General features: G+C 72.3%; 16 protein-coding genes. 6 read left to right on the plus strand and 10 right to left on the minus strand.

What is annotated here, in order from left to right; genetic code table 11:
* Positions 1-22: 22 nt before the first annotated feature.
* The 4 genes from ABZ671_RS23035 to ABZ671_RS23050 all read right to left on the minus strand — a co-directional run bounded on the left by ABZ671_RS23035 (position 23) and on the right by ABZ671_RS23050 (position 2,488).
* Positions 23-586: a PIN domain-containing protein gene (locus ABZ671_RS23035; protein ID WP_357861601.1), complete on the minus strand. Its 564-nt coding sequence runs from the start codon at positions 584-586 to the stop codon at positions 23-25.
* A 9-nt stretch (positions 587-595) separates the two neighbouring features.
* Positions 596-1,069, minus strand: coding sequence for a helix-turn-helix domain-containing protein (locus ABZ671_RS23040; protein ID WP_357861603.1), 474 nt, complete (start codon positions 1,067-1,069; stop codon positions 596-598).
* 100 nt (positions 1,070-1,169) lie between these two features.
* The gene (locus ABZ671_RS23045; protein WP_357861605.1) at positions 1,170-1,418 is read right to left on the minus strand and encodes a hypothetical protein; all 249 of its coding nucleotides are present in this window, start codon (positions 1,416-1,418) and stop codon (positions 1,170-1,172) included.
* The gene (locus ABZ671_RS23050) at positions 1,418-2,488 is read right to left on the minus strand and encodes an oxidoreductase (protein ID WP_357861607.1); all 1,071 of its coding nucleotides are present in this window, start codon (positions 2,486-2,488) and stop codon (positions 1,418-1,420) included. Before ABZ671_RS23050 ends, ABZ671_RS23045 begins: the two co-directional genes overlap by 1 nt.
* Positions 2,489-2,866: 378 nt before the next feature.
* Between ABZ671_RS23050 and ABZ671_RS23055 the strand changes: the two genes are divergently transcribed.
* Both ABZ671_RS23055 and ABZ671_RS23060 read left to right on the plus strand, forming a co-directional pair.
* A complete protein-coding gene (locus tag ABZ671_RS23055) occupies positions 2,867-4,192 on the plus strand; it encodes a helix-turn-helix transcriptional regulator (RefSeq protein WP_357861609.1) in 1,326 nt (441 codons plus the stop codon).
* On the plus strand, positions 4,098-4,565 hold the full coding sequence (locus ABZ671_RS23060; RefSeq protein ID WP_357861658.1) for an isochorismatase family cysteine hydrolase: 468 nt from the start codon (positions 4,098-4,100) through the stop codon (positions 4,563-4,565). The genes ABZ671_RS23055 and ABZ671_RS23060 overlap by 95 nt, the downstream gene beginning before the upstream one ends.
* A 283-nt stretch (positions 4,566-4,848) precedes the next feature.
* On the opposite strand, the gene proC is transcribed toward ABZ671_RS23060, so the two are convergent.
* The 3 genes from proC to ABZ671_RS23075 all read right to left on the minus strand — a co-directional run bounded on the left by proC (position 4,849) and on the right by ABZ671_RS23075 (position 7,430).
* Positions 4,849-5,667, minus strand: a complete 819-nt coding sequence (proC, locus tag ABZ671_RS23065; RefSeq protein ID WP_357861611.1) for a pyrroline-5-carboxylate reductase — start codon at positions 5,665-5,667, stop codon at positions 4,849-4,851.
* A 72-nt stretch (positions 5,668-5,739) separates the two neighbouring features.
* Positions 5,740-6,768 (minus strand): 6-phosphofructokinase, encoded by a 1,029-nt coding sequence (locus tag ABZ671_RS23070; RefSeq protein WP_357861613.1) that lies wholly within the window; start codon positions 6,766-6,768, stop codon positions 5,740-5,742.
* Between the two features lie 152 nt (positions 6,769-6,920).
* Positions 6,921-7,430, minus strand: coding sequence for a polyadenylate-specific 3'-exoribonuclease AS (locus tag ABZ671_RS23075; RefSeq protein WP_357861615.1), 510 nt, complete (start codon positions 7,428-7,430; stop codon positions 6,921-6,923).
* Positions 7,431-7,676: 246 nt separating this feature from the next.
* Here ABZ671_RS23075 and ABZ671_RS23080 point away from each other — a divergent pair, with 246 nt between their 5' ends.
* The gene (locus ABZ671_RS23080) at positions 7,677-8,369 is read left to right on the plus strand and encodes a Crp/Fnr family transcriptional regulator (RefSeq protein WP_357861617.1); all 693 of its coding nucleotides are present in this window, start codon (positions 7,677-7,679) and stop codon (positions 8,367-8,369) included.
* A gap of 63 nt (positions 8,370-8,432) precedes the next feature.
* On the opposite strand, the gene ABZ671_RS23085 is transcribed toward ABZ671_RS23080, so the two are convergent.
* On the minus strand, positions 8,433-8,651 hold the full coding sequence (locus ABZ671_RS23085) for a hypothetical protein (RefSeq protein WP_357861619.1): 219 nt from the start codon (positions 8,649-8,651) through the stop codon (positions 8,433-8,435).
* 184 nt (positions 8,652-8,835) lie between these two features.
* On the opposite strand from ABZ671_RS23085, the gene ABZ671_RS23090 reads away from it, so the two are divergent.
* The 3 genes from ABZ671_RS23090 to ABZ671_RS23100 all read left to right on the plus strand — a co-directional run bounded on the left by ABZ671_RS23090 (position 8,836) and on the right by ABZ671_RS23100 (position 15,032).
* Positions 8,836-12,420 (plus strand): adenylate/guanylate cyclase domain-containing protein, encoded by a 3,585-nt coding sequence (locus tag ABZ671_RS23090; RefSeq protein WP_357861621.1) that lies wholly within the window; start codon positions 8,836-8,838, stop codon positions 12,418-12,420.
* A 205-nt stretch (positions 12,421-12,625) separates the two neighbouring features.
* Positions 12,626-13,462, plus strand: coding sequence for a DUF308 domain-containing protein (locus ABZ671_RS23095; RefSeq protein ID WP_357861623.1), 837 nt, complete (start codon positions 12,626-12,628; stop codon positions 13,460-13,462).
* Positions 13,463-13,613: 151 nt separating this feature from the next.
* The gene (locus ABZ671_RS23100) at positions 13,614-15,032 is read left to right on the plus strand and encodes a trehalose-6-phosphate synthase (protein ID WP_357861625.1); all 1,419 of its coding nucleotides are present in this window, start codon (positions 13,614-13,616) and stop codon (positions 15,030-15,032) included.
* Positions 15,033-15,047: 15 nt separating this feature from the next.
* Here the strand turns inward: ABZ671_RS23100 and ABZ671_RS23105 are convergent, their stop codons facing one another.
* Positions 15,048-15,872 (minus strand): alpha/beta fold hydrolase, encoded by an 825-nt coding sequence (locus ABZ671_RS23105; RefSeq protein WP_357861627.1) that lies wholly within the window; start codon positions 15,870-15,872, stop codon positions 15,048-15,050.
* Positions 15,869-17,170: an NAD(P)-binding domain-containing protein gene (locus ABZ671_RS23110; protein ID WP_357861660.1), complete on the minus strand. Its 1,302-nt coding sequence runs from the start codon at positions 17,168-17,170 to the stop codon at positions 15,869-15,871. Before ABZ671_RS23110 ends, ABZ671_RS23105 begins: the two co-directional genes overlap by 4 nt.
* Between the last annotated feature and the right edge of the window lie 167 nt (positions 17,171-17,337).

A 17,337-nucleotide genomic window follows, 5' to 3' on the forward strand; every position in this document is an offset into this window, starting at 1 on the left:
AGTCGGCGAACCCGGCGGGCAGTTACCGACCAGTCGCCAGCTCTACAGAGACCTGGTGGGCGAACCGGGTCACCCTGCAGCCAGCGAGACCGGCGAGGACATCATCGAGGCTGAGCTTCGGCCGACCGTCCCTCCCGGTAGCTGCCGCCTGCTGCAGGATGATGTCCGTAATGCGATCCGGGGCGGCGTCCAACAGGGTGCAGAGGAAGTCGTCCGGGTGCAAAGCCTCAATGGCGTACGGCGCAAGCGCGTGGTCTGGGAAGTCACGAAGGTTGGCCGTGACGATCGCCTCCGCATCTGCGGCGACGGCGGCGGCGAGCACGTGGCGATCCTTGGGATCGTTGGTCATCTCGTTGATGAGTTGCTCATACCCGGAAACCATCGCCTCCGGAAAGTGCTCTCGCATGGCCTCAACCCGGCGCTCCGCCTTGGCACCGCGAACCGCAGGCGGAAGGTTCCGAAGCACCTCGTCGAGGATTACTCGGGACCAGACCGGGCGATAGAGATCCTGCTCGGCGCAGCGCAGCAGGGTGTCGGCGAGCACACTGGGTACGAGGACGCAGGCATCCAGCACGGCGACGATCATCAGAGCGCGTCACGCACCCGGCTGATCGTCGGACGGCTGGCGGCCACGCCGAATAGCCTCGTCGTAGACGCCCATGTCGATCGCGTCCGCAGTCAACTCGTCCAGCGCCTCACGACGCGCCCTCGAGCGTCGTTCCTTGTAAGTCAGCACGTCATGCAGTGCGACCCGGCGGCTGGAGTTGGGGCGGGTATATGGCAGCACGCCGTCGTTCATCAACTTGACCACCGTTGGCCTGGTCACTCCGAGGATCGCGGCGGCCTCGCCAGTCGAAAGCTCAACACTCTCCGGCATGATCCGGACCGGCCGTCCTCGACCGAGGATCGACACCACCTCGGCCAGAGCCTCGCCCACGACCGGCGGCACATCGACCGGCTCCGCCCCATCGACGATCAACTGCAGTCGCCGCCCGCGAAGGGATCGCCGGGCAAAACGCCGCAGCTCCTCGCCGTTGGGCTCCAACCCGCCTGCGGGCACCACCGTCACAAGATCACCCTCCGACCATCTCGAATTCCGGTTCCACCATACCCGTAGAAACGAAAAAAACGATAGAGACAGCGGGTGCGGCGGGAGCGGGATGTGATGCTCATCGTGCGGACGCTTGGCGGGTCTGCCAGGTGCGGAGGGCGTGCTTCAGGCGACGGTTCTCCTCCTGCACAAGATCGAGCCGCCGACTCCGCTCTCCCACCTCGTATGCGAGCCGGTGCAGCAGGGCGTCGACGTCCCCGGGCCGGTAGCCACGCCGGCCGAGCGGGGTGCGCGGTAGCGGCAGCTCGCGGATACGGCCCGGGGTGAGCGGGCCGGCGAGCGCGTTGCGGCTGCGGTAGACGGCCATCAGCCGGCGAACCCGTCGGGCAGGTGGACCCGCTCGGCCGGCACCCCGGCGGCGAGCAGCCGCAGCCGCGACCCGGCCACCATCGGCGGCGGCCCACACAGGTAAACCTCCTGGCCGGGCCGATGATGCTCCAGTGCCACGGTGAGCGCGTCACCCCGCGCCCCCGGCTCGGCGAGCGGATCGTGCGAGAAGGCGGGCACGACGGTCAGCCAGTCGTGCGCACACTGGAGCTTGTCCAGGCTGACCGCGTCGTAGAGGTCGGCGAAGCTACGCGCGCCGACGACCAGCGTCACCCGCCCGGCCGGCGACGCGGCCACCTGCTCGACCAGGGCGCGCAGCGGCGCAAGCCCGGTGCCCCCGGCCACCAGCAGCAGGTCCGCCGCCGAGGCCGGGTCGAGGGTCAGACCCGTGTCGCGCGGCGGGCCGAGCCAGAGCGGGTCGCCGGGGCGTACCGAGTGGACCAGGGCGCGGGAGACGGCGGCGACGGCCCGGACGTGGAATTCGAGGGTACCGTCGGGGCGTGGCGCGTTGGCCGGTGACAACCAGCGCCAGCGGCCGGGCCAACGCTCGGTGCAGACCGGCACCGCCTGGCCGGGCCGGAAGAGCAGGCGCTGCCAGGGGCGTACGGTCAGGATGGTGATGCCCTTGGCGGCCCGGTCGCGGTCGATGACCTGGGCCGGCCACCAGGCCGGGCCGTCGCCGGCCCGCTCGGCGCTGTCGATCGCCGCCGTCGACGCATGCTGTGCCGCCCGCGCCCAGGCCGCCGTCAGCTCGGGTGTCCACGGTGTGTGGCGGGCGACGGTGGCGGTCAGCGCGGCCTCGATGGCGAGCTGGTGCGGCAGCAGCCGGTAGCGCCGGTAGGCGCGGCCGAGCACGGCCAGCAGCGCCGCCCGCCCGGCCGGGTCGTCGCCGCCGCTGGCGAGCCGCCCCAGCGCGGCGAGGAACACGCCGGCCGTCCGCTCCGGCAGCAGCCCCCGGTGGCGATCCTCGATCGTGCACCAGAAGTGGTCGGCCGCCTGGTGGGCGTACCGCAGGGTGGCGGACCACGACGCGGCGAGGGCAGCGGTCACGAGCCGGCCTCGTCCGCGAAGGCCCGCCGCGCCGCGGCGACCGCATCGGCCGGCACGTCGAGCGCCCACAGCACCCCGGCCAGGTAGTCGACCAGCACCGCCGCCTCCTTGAAAGGACGGGGCCCCTATTAACGCATTCGGTAGAGCAGGGGCCCCTTGTTAACAAAGTGGAGCGGCACCGGAGCGGGTGGGGACGGTGGAGATGCGATCGGGGGAAAGCCCCACCGGAGCCCAGCACCCGCCCCGGGCCATGCGTCCACCCTGGTCAACCTGCCGATCAAGCGGTACGACTACGCTCTGCACCTGCGCTGTACCTGCTCTGAAGTCAAGCCGCTAAGCTGCTGAACGGCCGGTCTCGATGCGATCGGAGGCGTGCCGATGACGACCGTGCAGACATGGACCGGCCGAGAAACCCGGGCGCTGCGACACGCCCTGCGCATGAGCATCCGCGACTTCGCCGAACATCTCGGCGTCAGCGAGCGCACGGTGTCCAAGTGGGAGGCCGGCAAGGAAGCGGTGCGGCCCCGACCCGAGATGCAAGCCGCCCTCGACACCGCTCTGACCAGGGCCAGCGGCCAAGCCGTCAGCCGGTTCTGTGCTGCAACGGGCGATGAGACCGCCGACCCTGCTGGGGCGGGAGGCGCCTACCGCATCCAGTCTCACAAGTTCATCCCGGCCTACATCGGCACATCAGCGGCGGACATGCTGGCCGTGTTGCCGCAGGCGCAGCCCCGCCCTCACGAGTGGCTGGACGTGTCGGTAATAAGGGTGTCGCATCCGGGCGGTCGGTGCCTGGCTCACGTCTTCGCCTGTGGTGTGGTGGTGCTACACCTTCAGCAGGACGTCGCCCCGGCGAGCCTCGCAGAACTCGCGGCGTGGCGGTACACCAGCTACAAGGACGATCTGCCGTGGGCAGCCCACCAGATCGCACGACTCCTGTCGAACCAGCCTGACAGCCAAGCGGCGACGCCGGAGTACGTGATGTCGATGTACCTCCTGCACGAGCCGGGGTGCCGCCGCGAGGACCTCGACAATGCCGTCCGTTTGTTGAGCCTTCCGTCCGTGCTGGTCAACCGCAATGCGCCGCCTCGATCAGAGCCAGTTTCCGAGCATGTCGAGCGGAGGTTGTTGGCCGAGGGCTTCGAGCAGCCCAGTGCCGAGCCCTTCGGAATCCCCGGCGTCTCCGTCGGCTTCGCAACCTGGTCAGGACTGGCTTACCACGCACTCTCGCCGGATCGAGCCCTCAACGTTGATGAACTGGTCTCGCTTGAGGTCGATGTGCAGATGCTCTGGGCCTACTGCCGGCACATCCAACGGGCAGTGGAGGAGAGCCGAGACCCGGTGATGCCGCCAGCGTTCGGCTGGCGCTTCCTGAGGGCTGCCCACTCGCGGCTCACGACCGCCCGCGTTCAGGAGACAGCACAGCATTGCTTGATGCGCCAGGCTGCCGTGACGACGAGCGGCCTACCGGAGCGCCTGACGCAAGCCCAAGCGGCGCTTCGCGAGGCCGAGGTATGGGTGGCAGAGTCAGCGCATGAGCACTACGCGGGCGGCTCTGATCGTCATCGACATGCAGAACGGCTTCATCAACGACCGGAGCCGACACGTCATTCCCAAGGTGGTGGAGTTGGTCGAGCGGTGGGAGGCGACGGGCAGGCCGGTCGTGTTCACTCGCTACCACAACTATCCGGGCAGCCCTTTTGAGCGGCTGATCCATTGGACGGCCGTGCAGCATCCGCCAGAAACGGAGATCGTGCCCGAGCTGAGCCAGCACGCCACCCGGGCACGAGCAGTGATCGACAAGCGGATCTACTCATACTTCACGAGCGAGGGAGCGAATCTCGCCGCCCAAGAGGGCTGGACGGACCTCGTCTTCTGCGGTGTGGCGACCGAAAGCTGCGTGTTGAAGTCAGCGGTAGACGCCTTCGAGCAGGATCTCAGGCCGTGGCTCGTGACGAACGCCTCGGCGAGTCACGGCGGTTTGGACGCCCACGATGCCGGCTTGCTGGTGGCCCGACGCTTCATCGGGGCAGGGCAGCTCATCAGCGCGGATGATGCCACCATCCAGTTCGACTGAGGGTCTGACAGCGCTCCCGGCGGAAGCTCAGTGTGCAATCAGCCGGGTGTTGGAAAATTCGCCTGGCGGCCCGAATGGATGGCCCACCGCAAGAGTCGACGCGGCCCATCGCCCCTGGCCAAGCTGCGCTTCGGCGCCCCATTCGCAAGCCAGCGGCACGAGGGTCGAGTTGGCAGCCGGCAGGGCGAGAGCTCGCGCGGTGATCGTTGGCGGCTGAGGTGTGGTCGCCCCGGCGTGTCGCGTCAATCAGCCGCCAACGATCGACGGGCGGGGTGGGGCCGGGTCAGTCGGCTTGGGCGGCGAGTTCGCGGGCGCGGTCGCGGGCGGCTTCCAGCGCCGCGAGCATGGCCGCGCGTACGCCGTGGTTTTCCAGCTCGCGGATGGCGGAGATGGTGGTGCCGGCCGGTGAGGTGACCGCCTCGCGGAGCTTGACGGGATGCTCGCCGGAGTCGCGGAGCATGACCGCCGAGCCGATGGCGGTCTGCACGATCAGCTCGTGCGCGACCTGCCGGGGCAGGCCGAGCAGGATGCCGGCGTCGATCATGGCCTCGACCAGCAAATAGAAGTAGGCGGGGCCGGAGCCGGAGAGGGCGGTCACCGCGTCTTGCTGGGACTCGGGGACCCGGACGGTCGCGCCGAGCGGCTTGAACATCTCCTCGGCCAGGGCCAGGTGCGCGCCGGTGGCGTACGTGCCGGCCGAGATCGCGGTCATCGCCTGGTCGACCAGGGCCGGGGTGTTGGTCATCACCCGGACCACCGGGACGCCCTCGGGCAGCCGCCGGCTGAAGAAGGTGGTGGGCAGGCCGGCGCAGAGCGAGATGATCAGCTTGTCGGCGGGCACCTTGGGGCCGATCTCCTCCAGCAGCGCCCCCGCGTCCTGCGGCTTCACCGATACGGCGAGCACCGCCGCCTCGTCGACCGCGGTGAGGTTGTCGACCACCCGTACGCCGTAGCGGGTGGCCAGTTCCTCGGCGCGGGCGGGCCGCCGGGCGGTGGCGAGCAGCCGTTCCGCCGGCCAGCCGGAGCGCAGCAGCCCGGAGAGCATCAGCTCGCCGATCTTGCCCGCGCCGATCACCGCGACCGTGTGCACCTCGGGTGCCATGACGCCGTACCCCTCTCGCAGGCGGCGGGGCGCGGCGGACCCGGGTGGGCCCGCCGCGCCACCGACCGTCGGTCAGCTACCGAAGAAGACCTCGGCCTCGGCGTACCGCTCCAGCGGCACGGTCTTCAGCTCCCGGGTGGCGTCCGCGAGGGGGACGCGGACGATGTCGGTGCTCTTCATCGCGACCATCTTGCCCCAGTCGCCCTCGTGCGCCGCGTCGATGGCGTGCAGGCCGAGGCGGGTGGCGAGCACCCGGTCGAAGGCGCTCGGGGTGCCACCGCGCTGGATGTGGCCGAGCACCACGGTGCGGGCCTCCTTGCCGGTCTTGGCCTCCAGCTGCTCGGCGAGCCACTGGCCGATGCCGCCGAGGCGGACGTGGCCGAAGGAGTCCAGCTCCTTGTTGTGCAGCACCATCTGGCCTTCGAGCGGGTGGGCGCCCTCGGCGACCACGACGATCGGGGCGTACTGGTGCTGGAAACGCTTCTCGACGTAGCCGGCGACCTGGTCGACGTCGAACTGCCGCTCGGGCAGCAGGATCACGTTGGCGCCGCCGGCGAGGCCGGCGTGCAGGGCGATCCAGCCGGCGTGCCGGCCCATCACCTCGACCACCAGGGTGCGGTGGTGGCTTTCGGCGGTGGTGTGCAGCCGGTCGATCGCCTCCATGGCGATGTTGACGGCGGTGTCGAAGCCGAAGGTGTAGTCGGTGGCGCCGAGGTCGTTGTCGATGGTCTTCGGCACGCCGACGACCTTGACGTCCAGCTCGTGGAGCTTGGTGGCGACGCCGAGGGTGTCCTCGCCGCCGATGGCGATCAGTGCGTCCACGCCCTGGGCGGCGAGGTTCTCCTTGATCCGCTCAACGCCGTTCTCGATCTTGAAGGGGTTGGTCCGCGACGAGCCGAGGATGGTGCCGCCGCGCGGCAGGATGCCGCGGACCTCCGCGATGCCCAGCGGCCGGGACAGGCCCTCCAGGGGGCCCTTCCAGCCGTCCCGGAAGCCCACGAACTCGTGACCGTAGGTGGCGACGCCCTTGCGGACCACCGCCCGAATCACCGCGTTGAGACCAGGACAGTCGCCACCGCCGGTAAGCACGCCGATACGCATGATCTGCTCATTCCTCCTGGAGCATCAGGTCAAGCCCGGATAAGCCCCAGGATATGCGTCAAATCAGACCATCGGCGCCGTTGCCGGCCCGGGGCGGGCCGTCTGTGCGCACTGTAGCCCGCGCGGGTGTACGTCGGCACCGCGCCCCGGGGCTACCGGCCAGTAGTCTGGCGTGTCATCGCCCGCCAGCGGGCCAGGTTGTGCCGGGCGTCGACCAGGGCGTCGTGCCGGTCCGCCTCGGCGTCGGGCAGCCTCGGCCGGCCCCGGTCGTCCCAGAGCTGGCGCAGGTCCTTGGTGAACCGGGGGATCTCCCGGGGCAGCGCCGGCATCGCCCCCCACAGCTGGGCCAGCGCCACGTGGTCGTACGCCGCGTACCAGGCCCACAGCTCGATCTGCTCGCCCGGCCGGTCGCGGACGGGCTCCAGCAGGAACTCGTAGAGGTCGTCGCGGATGCGCTCCCGGGACCGCCAGGCGCGGTCGGCCGGGGAGGGCAGCCGGTCCAGCACGTTGCGACGCACCCAGGGAATGGCCCGAGAGTCGTCGAACTCGGTGGAGACCGCGTAGAACTCGCGGCCGTACTCGTCGACAACGCCGATTGACACCAGGTCGACGATCCGGCCGTCCTCGATGAACTCGCAGTCGTAGAAGTAGCGGTAGACCATCCCCAACATCCTCGCCCACCGGCGCCGACCACCGTTCACCGGGGCGTCCCTCGAGGTCGACGGGATTGCCGGCGGCGCAGCTCGGAACGGTCACGGAAGTGTCTCCAGGGGTGTACACCATGCGACCGGAGCGTCATGATCTGATGTGTACCGCTACCGGACGCCGAACCGGTTCAGATACCTCGGCCGGGGGTCAGGTTCACCCGGTGAGCGAATTGTGGTCCTTGACCGGGGAGGGGTTGGGCCGTGGAGGTTCGCCTGCCGGAGCCGGGTGACGCGCTCACGGGCGTCGAGATGTTCGCCGGGCTCGAGCCCGAGGTACGACAGCGGGTCATCGCCGCGGCGGTGCCGCGTACGTACCGCAAGGGTCAGCTGCTCTTCGTCGAGAACGACCCGGGCGACTCCCTCATCGTGCTGCGCCGCGGCGCGATCGCGGTGTTCCGCACCGCCCCGACCGGTGAACGTGCCGTGCTGTCGGTGATCCGGCCGCCGGATGTGCTGGGTGAGGTCTCCCTGCTGGACGCCTCGACGCGGTCCGCCTCGGCCGAGGCGATCGAGGACTGCGCGGCCCTGGCGCTGTCCCGCCCGGCGTTCATGGAGCTGGTGCACTCCAACCCGCGCATCCTCGACGCGGTGATGCGTTCGCTCGGCGGGCTGATCCGCCGGCTCACCGAGCAGAACGCCGACCACGTCTTCCTCGACCTGCCCGGCCGGGTGGCCAAGACGCTGGTCCGGCTGGCCGGCGAGAGCCAGGCCCCGATGATCACGATTGAGCTCAACCAGAGCCAGCTCGCCGAGATGGCCGGCGGCTCCCGACAGAGCGTCAACCAGGCGATCGGCTCGTTCGCCAATCGGGGGTGGCTGCGTACCGAGGGCCGCCGGATCGTGGTGACCGACGTGGCCGCGTTGCGCCGCCGCGCCGGCATGAGCGACCGCTGAACGCATGACGCGGCCGTGGCGTTCGGACGCCACGGCCGCGAATCGCGCGCTGCCCGCGCGGTGTCAGGCGTTGCCGCCGCCGGTCGGCCCCGCCCAGTTGGCGCCGCCACCGGTCGGGCCGGCCCACTTGCCGCCTTCCTTGCCACCGCCGGACCCCTCGCTGACGATGCCCTCGGCCTGGAGCGCGGCGAGGGTGGCGGCGTCCACGTCGACGGACTCCCCCGCCGAGTGCGCGACCCCGTTGGCGTCGGTCCAGTCGCTCTCCAGCTTCACGTACACCATGGCGTGTCTCCCTTGATCGCGGTCGTTCGGTACGAGAATCTAGCCCGTGAACCGTCCGGACAACCGCCCGGACGAGTGTCCACAAGCCAACAGCCTGGTACCCGACAGTTCCCGTGGCGGCGATACTCGCGATGGACGCCGCGGCAGGCGGCGCCCGGCCGGAACCCGGCCGGAGGATCCACCAGTGGAGGGTGTCATCTCCGCGCAGTGTGACCGTTGTGGACGTACCGCCGCCGAGGGCGACCGCTTCTGCGGCGGCTGTGGCGCGGAGCTGGGGGCAATGTGCCCGCACTGCCTACGCCCGCTCGCCGTTGACGTGGCCTTCTGCACCTCGTGCGGCTCCCCCCGATCCGGCGCCCGGCCGCCGGCCGCCGTGCCGCAGGAGGACCGCCGCCGGGTCAGCGTCCTCTTCGTCGACCTGATCGACTTCACGCCGTACGTCGAGCGGACCGACCCGGAGCAGGTCCGGGGCATGCAGACCGGCTTCTTCTCCGCCGCGAAACGGGTGGTCGGGCAGTACGGCGGGGTGGTCGAGAAATACATCGGCGACGCCGTGATGGCGTTGTTCGGAGCGCCGGTGGCCACCGAGACCGACGCGCTGCGCTGCGTACGGGCCGGGCTGGAGCTGCAACGAGTGCTCACCCGGTTCGCCCCGACCGGCCATGACGAGCTGCGCTTCCGGGTCGGCGTGGCGACCGGAGAGGCGCTGGTGGACGTGGCCGCCGCCCGCGACGGCGGGCAGGCGATCGTCGCCGGTGACGTGGTCAACACCGCCTCCCGGATGCAGTCGGTGGCCCCGCCCGGCGGGGTGCTGGTCTGCGGCGCCACCCACGCGCTGACCAAGGATGCCATCCGCTACGAGGAGCAGCCGCCGGTCACCCTGCGCGGGCGGTCCACCCCCACCGAGGTCTGGCTGGCCCTGGCCCCGGTACGCCGGCAGCCGACCGACCGGGAACCGGACACCACCCCGCTCATCGACCGCGAACACGAGCTGGGCCTGCTGGTCAACGCCCTACACCGGTCGCTGCGGGACCGGCTCCCGCAGGTCGTGACCGTCTTCGGTCGGGCCGGCATCGGCAAGAGCCGGCTGGTCCGGGAGCTCTACCGGCACGCCCTGCGACTGGTCGACGAGCCGCTGACCTGGCGTATCGGGCGATGCCCGCCGTTCGGGGAAAATGTCACCTTCGCGGCGCTGGCCGACATCGTGAAGACCGAGGCCGGCATCCTCGACACCGATCCCGCGTCGACCGCCGCGCAGCGGCTCACCGCGGCGGTCACGGAACTGGTCGGCCCGGCCGAGCGGGACCGGATCGTCGACGCGCTGCGGCCCCTGGTCGGGCTGGCCGGCGCCGCGCTGCCCGCCGAGGAGGCCGAGTCGGCGTGGCGGCGGTTCCTGCTGGCGCTGGCCGCCCGACGCCCCACCGTGCTGGTCTTCGAGGACCTGCACTGGGCCGACGAGGCGATGCTGCGCTTCGTCGAGTTGCTCGGCACGGCGGCCCGCGAGGTGCCGCTGCTGCTGCTCTGCACCGCCCGACCCGAGCTGGTCGACCGGGACCCGGCCTGGGCGGGGACCATCACCGGCTCGGTCACCATCACCCTGCCCCCGCTGCGGGACGCCGGCATCGCCTCCCTCTACGCGCACATGTTCGGGCAGGCCGCGTTCCCCGCCGAGATGCTCACCCCGCTGGTCGAGGTGGCCGGCGGCAATCCGCTCTACGCCCACGAGTACGTCCGGATGCTCATCGAGCAGGGCGCGCTGCGCCAGTCGGGGCGCGGCTGGTCGTTGGAGAAGCACCTCGACCTGCCCATGCCGGAGAGCGTGCACGCGGTGATCGCCAACCGGGTCGACCTGCTCGACGCGAAGGACCGGACGGTGCTGCTGGCCGCCTCGGTGGTGGGCGTGCAGTTCTGGCCGGGGGCGGTGGCCGCCGCGCTGGGCCAGTCGGTCGAGTCGGTGGAGCGGGCCCTGCGCCGGCTGGAACAGCGCGACTTCGTGCACGAGCAGGCGGCGTCCACGATGGCCGGGCAGCCGGAGCTGCGGTTCCGGCACGTCCTGGTCCGGGACGTCTGCTATCAACGGTTGCCGCGTACCGAGCGGGTGGCCCGGCACGAACGGACGGCGGACTGGCTGGACGCGCTGTCGCAGAGCCGGGACACCGACCTGGCCGAGGTGCTCGCGCACCACCGGTGGGCGGCGCACGAGATCGCCCGCACGCTGGGGATGGACACCCACCGCTACGCCGGCCCGGCCCGCGCCGCGCTGCACCGGGCGGCCCGGCGGGCGTACGCCCTGCACGGGCTGGACGCCGCGGCCGCCCACGTCGGTCGGGCGCTGAGCCTGGCCGACGACAGCGACCCGGTGGGCCGGCTGCAGCTGGAGCTGCTGAGCACCGAGATCTCGTTCTACCGGGACGGCAACGCGTTCCTCTCCGGCGGCGGGCCCGAGCAGTTGCACACGCTCGCCGACGGGCTGCTCGCGCACCGCGACGAGGCCTGCGCCGCCCGTGCCTGGACCCTGCTCGGCCAGGCGGCCTGGCTGCGCGCCGACCGGGGCGCGGCGGTGGCCTGCCTGGGCCGGGCGGTGGAGCTGTTCGAGCCGCTGCCGGACAGCGCCCAGAAGGCGGACGCGTACGCCGAGCTGGGCCGGTTGCACATGCTCAACTACGAGCGGGACGCGACGGTCGTCGCGGCGGAGACAGCCGCCGGGATCGGTGCTCGGCTCGGCCTCGTGGAGGTCAACGTCAACGCGCGGATCACCGCGGCCACCGCGCGATATCAGGCCGGTGACCGGTCGGGCCTGGACGAGCTGCACGAGCTGGTCGAGTTGAGCCGGGCCCAGCAGCTGCTCGCGCTGCCCCGGGCGTTGCAGAACCTGGCGTACGCGGTGCGCGAGGAGGGTGACTGGCTGCGTTCGAACGCGCTGCTCTCCGCCACGCCGACGGCGACGGGCGGCGGGCGGACGCTGGCCACCAGCTACTCCGGCGAGGCGATGCGGGCGTACTTCGACGGGGACTTCGCCCGGTTGATCGCCGCCGCCGACGCGTTCGTGGACACCCCGACCGGCGGCTGGGACATGCAGGTCCGGGGGCTGCGCTCGTGCCTGCTGGTGCTGCGTGGACAGCCGGTGCCGCCGGCGCCCCGGCCGGCCCCCGCCCAGCGGGACGGTGCCGTTGCGGAGGCGCCCCGGCATCGGGACGACGTGGCCGCCGCACTGGACAGCGCCCGACGCAGCGGCTTCCACCGGCCGCGCTGGACCATGCTCGGCATGGCCGCGCTCTGCCGTGCCGTGCAGGGCCGGGCGGACGAGGCGGCGGAGCTGGTCGACGAGCTGGCCGACTCGTGGTCGGCGGTGCCCGCGCTGGCCAGCGGCGAGTGGATCGCCGCCGCGGCGTACGCGGCCGCTCTGGCCGGCCGGGACGCGGCGGTGCGGGTCCGGGCGATGCTCGACCGGCTCGGCCATCGGACGCCCTGGTCGGAGGCGGCCCTGCGGACGGTGACCGCGGCCCTCGCCGCGGCGGACGGTGACCACCGGCGGGCCGGCGAGCTGCACCTGGCGGGCGCGGAGATCTACGGCCGGATCCCGGACGTGACCGACCGGATGCTGGCCCTGGCCCTGGCCGTGGCCGAGTTGGACCGGGTCGGGGAGCGTGCGGCGCTCGCCGTGCCGCTGGCCGAGGTGCGCGCCTTCGCCGGGCGCAACGAGGCGCCGGGGCTGCTCGCGCTGGCTCGCCTGCCGGTGGCCGACACCGGTCCCGCCGTCGCCTGTTGACCCGGCTGGAGGTGAGGTGTCCCCTGACACATCCCTGACAAGAACGGACATAGCAGCCCTGTCGCGACCAACGTCCGGGCTTCGACTTCGTACGCCGCGCCACAAGACACTCCCGGAAACCGCATCCGGCGTGTCACGATTCAGGGCACGGCGTACGGGGCGCCGGGGCGGAACGCACCGACAGGTGCGGCGAGGAGGGTGTCCGGTGTCAGCGGGTGGGGCCCGCCGAGGGCGGCGGGACAACGGGCTCGACGCGGCCGAGTACGCGGTCGCGGGCGACGTCGATCCGCGCGTCGGCGAACACCTGCTCGACGTGCTCGCCGCCGGCGGGATCGCCGCCTATCTGCAACCCTCCGCCGACCTGAACCCGGTCACCCGCACCACCACCGTCCCGCCCCGCCCGGTCGACCGGCTCTACGTCGACCGCTCCCACCTGACCACCGCGCGGGACTACCTCACCCAGCTCACCGACGAGGGCGCCCGCGACTCGGCCCGGGACGAGCCGGACGTCGACGCCGAATGGGCCAAGATTGTGGCCGGCTTCCACACCGCGCCGGCCGCCGGCAGCCACCCGTGGCCGGCAGCCGAGGACGTCGACGACCCCGTCGACCCGTCCGGCCCGGGCCCGGGTGCCGCCGCCCGCACCGACGAGGGCGGCGGCCCGACCGCCACCGACCTGCGGCGCCTGCCGTACGCGGCGGACGTCTCCGGGGTCTCGGTGAGCCGTGGCCGGCCCGACGAGCCCTCGCTCCTGGACGGGCTGGACACCTTCGGCGCCGACCTGCCCGACGACGAGGAGCACTACACTCCGCCACCGCCGCCCCCGCTGCCGCGCTTCTCGAAGTACGCGGTGGTCGGCGTGCTCTGCATCGTGCTCGGGTTCATGCTCTTCCTCGCCCCCACCCTGCTGCCGGTCACCGACCCGTTGGTGGTGACGCTGCTCGGTTTCACCGGGATCCTGGCCGGCTTCGTGATGCTGATCTGGCGGCTGCGCCCCGGCGACTCCGACGAGCACGACCCGGACGACGGCGCGGTCGTCTGACCCGGCCGCTACGCGGGCCACCCGCGCCGCCCGGGTAGCGGTGGTGTAACTTACGGTCGTTAGGAATACCGCCGTACGTCACTTCCCGCACCGGCTGTCCGGGTTGTCCGTCGCTCCGGTAGCCGGTCCTCTGCTGATCGGAATGCCCGAGATGCGACAGAGTCCCCTCGTGGTGGTGGCCAACCGCCTGCCCATCGACGACAGCATGGCGCCGGACGGCGCCTTCGAATGGCGCCGCAGCCCCGGCGGCCTGGTGAGCGCTCTGCACCCCCTGCTCCGGCACACCCCGGCCGCCTGGGTCGGCTGGGCCGGCGGCACCGGCCCCGCGCCCGACCTGCCCGACGTGGACGGCGTCCGGATGCACGGTGTGCCGCTCACCGCCGAGGACCTGCGCGACCATTACGAGGGCTTCGCCAACTCCACCCTCTGGCCGCTCTACCACGACGCGGTCGAGCAGCCCGAGCACCACCGCCGCTGGTGGGAGGCGTACCAGCGGGTCAACCAGCGGTTCGCCGAGGCCGCCGCGGCGGCGGCCGAGCCGGGCGGCCTGGTCTGGGTGCAGGACTATCACCTCCAGCTGGTCCCCGGGCTGCTCCGGAAGCTCCGTCCCGACCTACGGATCGGCTTCTTCCTGCACGTGCCGTTCCCGCCGCCGGAGCTGTTCATGCAGCTGCCCCGCCGGGCCGAGCTGCTGGGCGGCATGCTCGGCGCCGACCTGATCGGGTTCCAGCGGGCCCAGGCCGCGCACAACTTCGCCCAACTGGTGGCCAAGGTGCTCGGGCTGCCCGCCACCGACCGGTCGATCAGCGTCGGCGAACGGGAGGTCCGGGTCGGCGCCTTCCCCATCGCCGTCGACACCGCCGAGGTGGCCGCGCTCGCCGCCGATCCCGGGGTCGCCGAGCGCGCCCGCCGGCTCCGCCAGGACCTCGGCGACCCCGAGCGCGTCATCCTCAGCGTCGACCGGATGGACTACACCAAGGGCATCGAGCAGCGGCTCAAGGCCTACCGCGAGCTGCTGGCCAGTGGCGACGTCAAGGTCCAGGACACCGTGCTGATCCAGGTCGCGGTGCGCAGCCGGGACCGGGTCGCGCAGAACCAGATCCTGCGGGACCGGGTGGAACACCAGGTCGGCCGGATCAACGGCGAGTTCGGCCGGGTCGGCGAGCCGGCGATCCACTACCTCAGCCAGCCGTTCGACCGGACCGAGCTGGTCGCCCTCTACCGGGTCGCCGACGTGATGGCGGTGACCCCGCTGCGGGACGGGATGAACCTGGTCGCCAAGGAGTACGTCGCCACCCGGGTGGACGACACCGGGGCGCTGCTGCTCAGCGAGTTCGCCGGCGCCGCCGCCGAGCTGGAGCAGGCGTACCTGGTCAACCCGCACGACCTGGAGGGGCTCAAGCAGGGCCTGCTCGCGGCGCTGCGGGCCACGCCGGAGGACGTCGCCACCCGGATGCGGGGAATGCGCGAGCACCTGCGCGGCAACGACATACACGCCTGGGCACGGTCCTACCTGAGCGCCCTGGACGTGGCCGGCTCGCTGCCGGGCCGGCTCACCGCGACCGGCTGATCCCGCGCCGGGGGCTCACCCGGCGGCCGGCGCCGGGTCCTTCTCCAGCCAGTCGAGGATCGCGTCGATGGGCTCCCGCCAACGGACGTCGAGCATCAGGTCGTGCCCCATGCCGGGGAAGAGCAGCGGGGCGGAGGCGTACCGGCGGGCCGCCCGGGTCAGCGCGGTCGGCGGCACCACCCGGTCGTCCGGGCTGCCCAGCACCAGCACCGGCGGGCGGCCCACCGCCGGCTCCGGCTGCCGGCCGGTGAGCAGCTGCCACTGCGCCCGCCGGCTCGCCCGGCCCAGCCGCGCGGCATACCGGCGGGCCTCGCCGTCGGGCAGCTCCCGGCTGAACAGCTGCCGGCGGTGCAGCCGCAGGCCACCGCCGAAGACCGCCGGCAGCGTGCCGACCGGGTTACGGCGCAGCGCGGTGCCGAACGTCGCCCAGCCGCCGAGCACCGGCGCCACCAGCACCGCCGCCCGGGCCGGATAGCGGGCCAGGGCGTGCGCCACCACCCGGGCGCCCGCGCCGTGCCCCACCAGCACCGCCTGCCGGGGCAGGCCCGCCGCCGCCTGGACCACGTCATGGGTGTACGACCGCAGCGTCGCCTCCGGTGCCGGCGCGCTGCCGCCGTGCCCGCGCAGGCTCAGCGCGTACGCCGGGAAGCCGCGGGACGCGGCGTGCCCGAGCCAGTGCTCGGCGAACGCCCACGCCCCGTGCCCGAACCCAGGTACGAAGAGCAGGGGCGGCTTCGCCGACTCCAGCTCGGGCACCTCGGTCAGCACCTCGCGGCGGGCCGGGCGCTCCGGGCGGGCCCACTCCCACGCCCGGACGACCCGGATCCGCTCCCTGGTCATTTGCCCTCCAGCTCGTACAGGGCGCGCTGGAGCGCGCGCAGGTAGTCGTGGTGCCCGACCTCGAACCAGTGCCGGGTGCTGTCCATGACCCGCCCCGAGTACCGCTCGCCGAGGCCGGCGGCCACCTGGCGGCCGAACGCGGCGGCCCGGTCCGGCCGGGTGGCGCGCAGCGCCAGCAGCCGGGCGAAGAGCACGCTCTGCCAGTGCGAGATGGGGAACATGCCGGAGTCCGGCTGCACCAGGCCGACCACGGCCAGGGTGGGGTGGCCGGCGGTGAAGGCGTTCAGCCAGAGCCGGGGGCGGCCGGTCCCCTCGGCGTCGCCGAGCACCGTTCCGTCGAGGAACTCGAAGCGCGGCAGGTAGCCGGTGGCGAAGACGACCAGCTCCGGGTCGATCTCCCGGCCGTCGGTCAGCACCACCGTGCGGTCGTGGAACCGGGCCACGTCCGGCACCGGGTTGATCCGCCCGTGGCCGACGTAGTAGACGAGTTGGCTGTTGGCGATCGGATGGGTCTCGTAGACCCGGTGGTCCGGCCGGGGCAGGCCGAACCGGGTCAGGTCGCCGACGGTCAGCCGCAGCGTCCAGTGGTAGAGCCACTGCCGCACCCGCCGCGGCACCCTCAGCGCGAGCAGCGTGTCGTTGACCTGGTCGGCCGGGCGGCCGAAGACGTACTTCGGGGCGTACCAGTAGCCGCGGCGGGTCGAGTGCCAGCAGCGGGACGCCTGCTGGGCCGCCTCGACCGCGATGTCGCAGCCGGTGTTGCCGGCGCCGACCACCAGCACCCGTTTGCCGCGCAGTTGCGCCGGGTCCTGGTAGGACGAGGCATGCACGACCTCGCCGCGGAACTCCTCCAGCCCCTCGTAGCGGGGCAGCTTCGGCGACCAGTTGTGCCCGTTGGCGAGCACCACCGCCGCGTAGCGGGAGGTGCGCTCCGGGCCGTACCCGCCGGTGCTGCGGGTGGTCACGTCCCACCGGTCACCCTCGACCGGCTGCACCCGGACCACCTCCGTGCCGAACCAGACGTGCTGGCGCAGGTCGAAGTGGTCGGCGTAGCGCTCGAAGTAGGACAGCAGCTGGGCGTGGTGCGGATAGTCCGGCCAGTCGTCCGGCATCGGGAAGTCGGGGAACTGGGTGAACGGCCGGGACGAGATGAGGTGGGTGCTGGCGTACACCGGGCTGCGGTCGTGCCGCCAGTTCCACGCCCCGCCGATGCCGGTCTCCCGCTCGTAGCAGTCGACGCCGAAGCCGTGCTCGCGAAGGTTCTTCACGGCGGTGAGGCCGCTGGCCCCGGCGCCGATGACGCAGACGGTGTCGCCTCGGTCGGAGACCGGACGGTCGTCCCCGGTCGGGGCGTCCGTCGGGTCCGGACCGGGGCGGCCGAGGTCGGTGGAGGAGGACACCGCAAATCTCCTTTGTACGGCACGCGTGCCGGGTCGGTGCGAAATCCTGCCGAGAATGCCCGCCG

It is taken from the genome of Micromonospora sp. NPDC006766 (assembly GCF_040636055.1).
Classification (GTDB): Bacteria; Actinomycetota; Actinomycetes; order Mycobacteriales; family Micromonosporaceae; genus Micromonospora.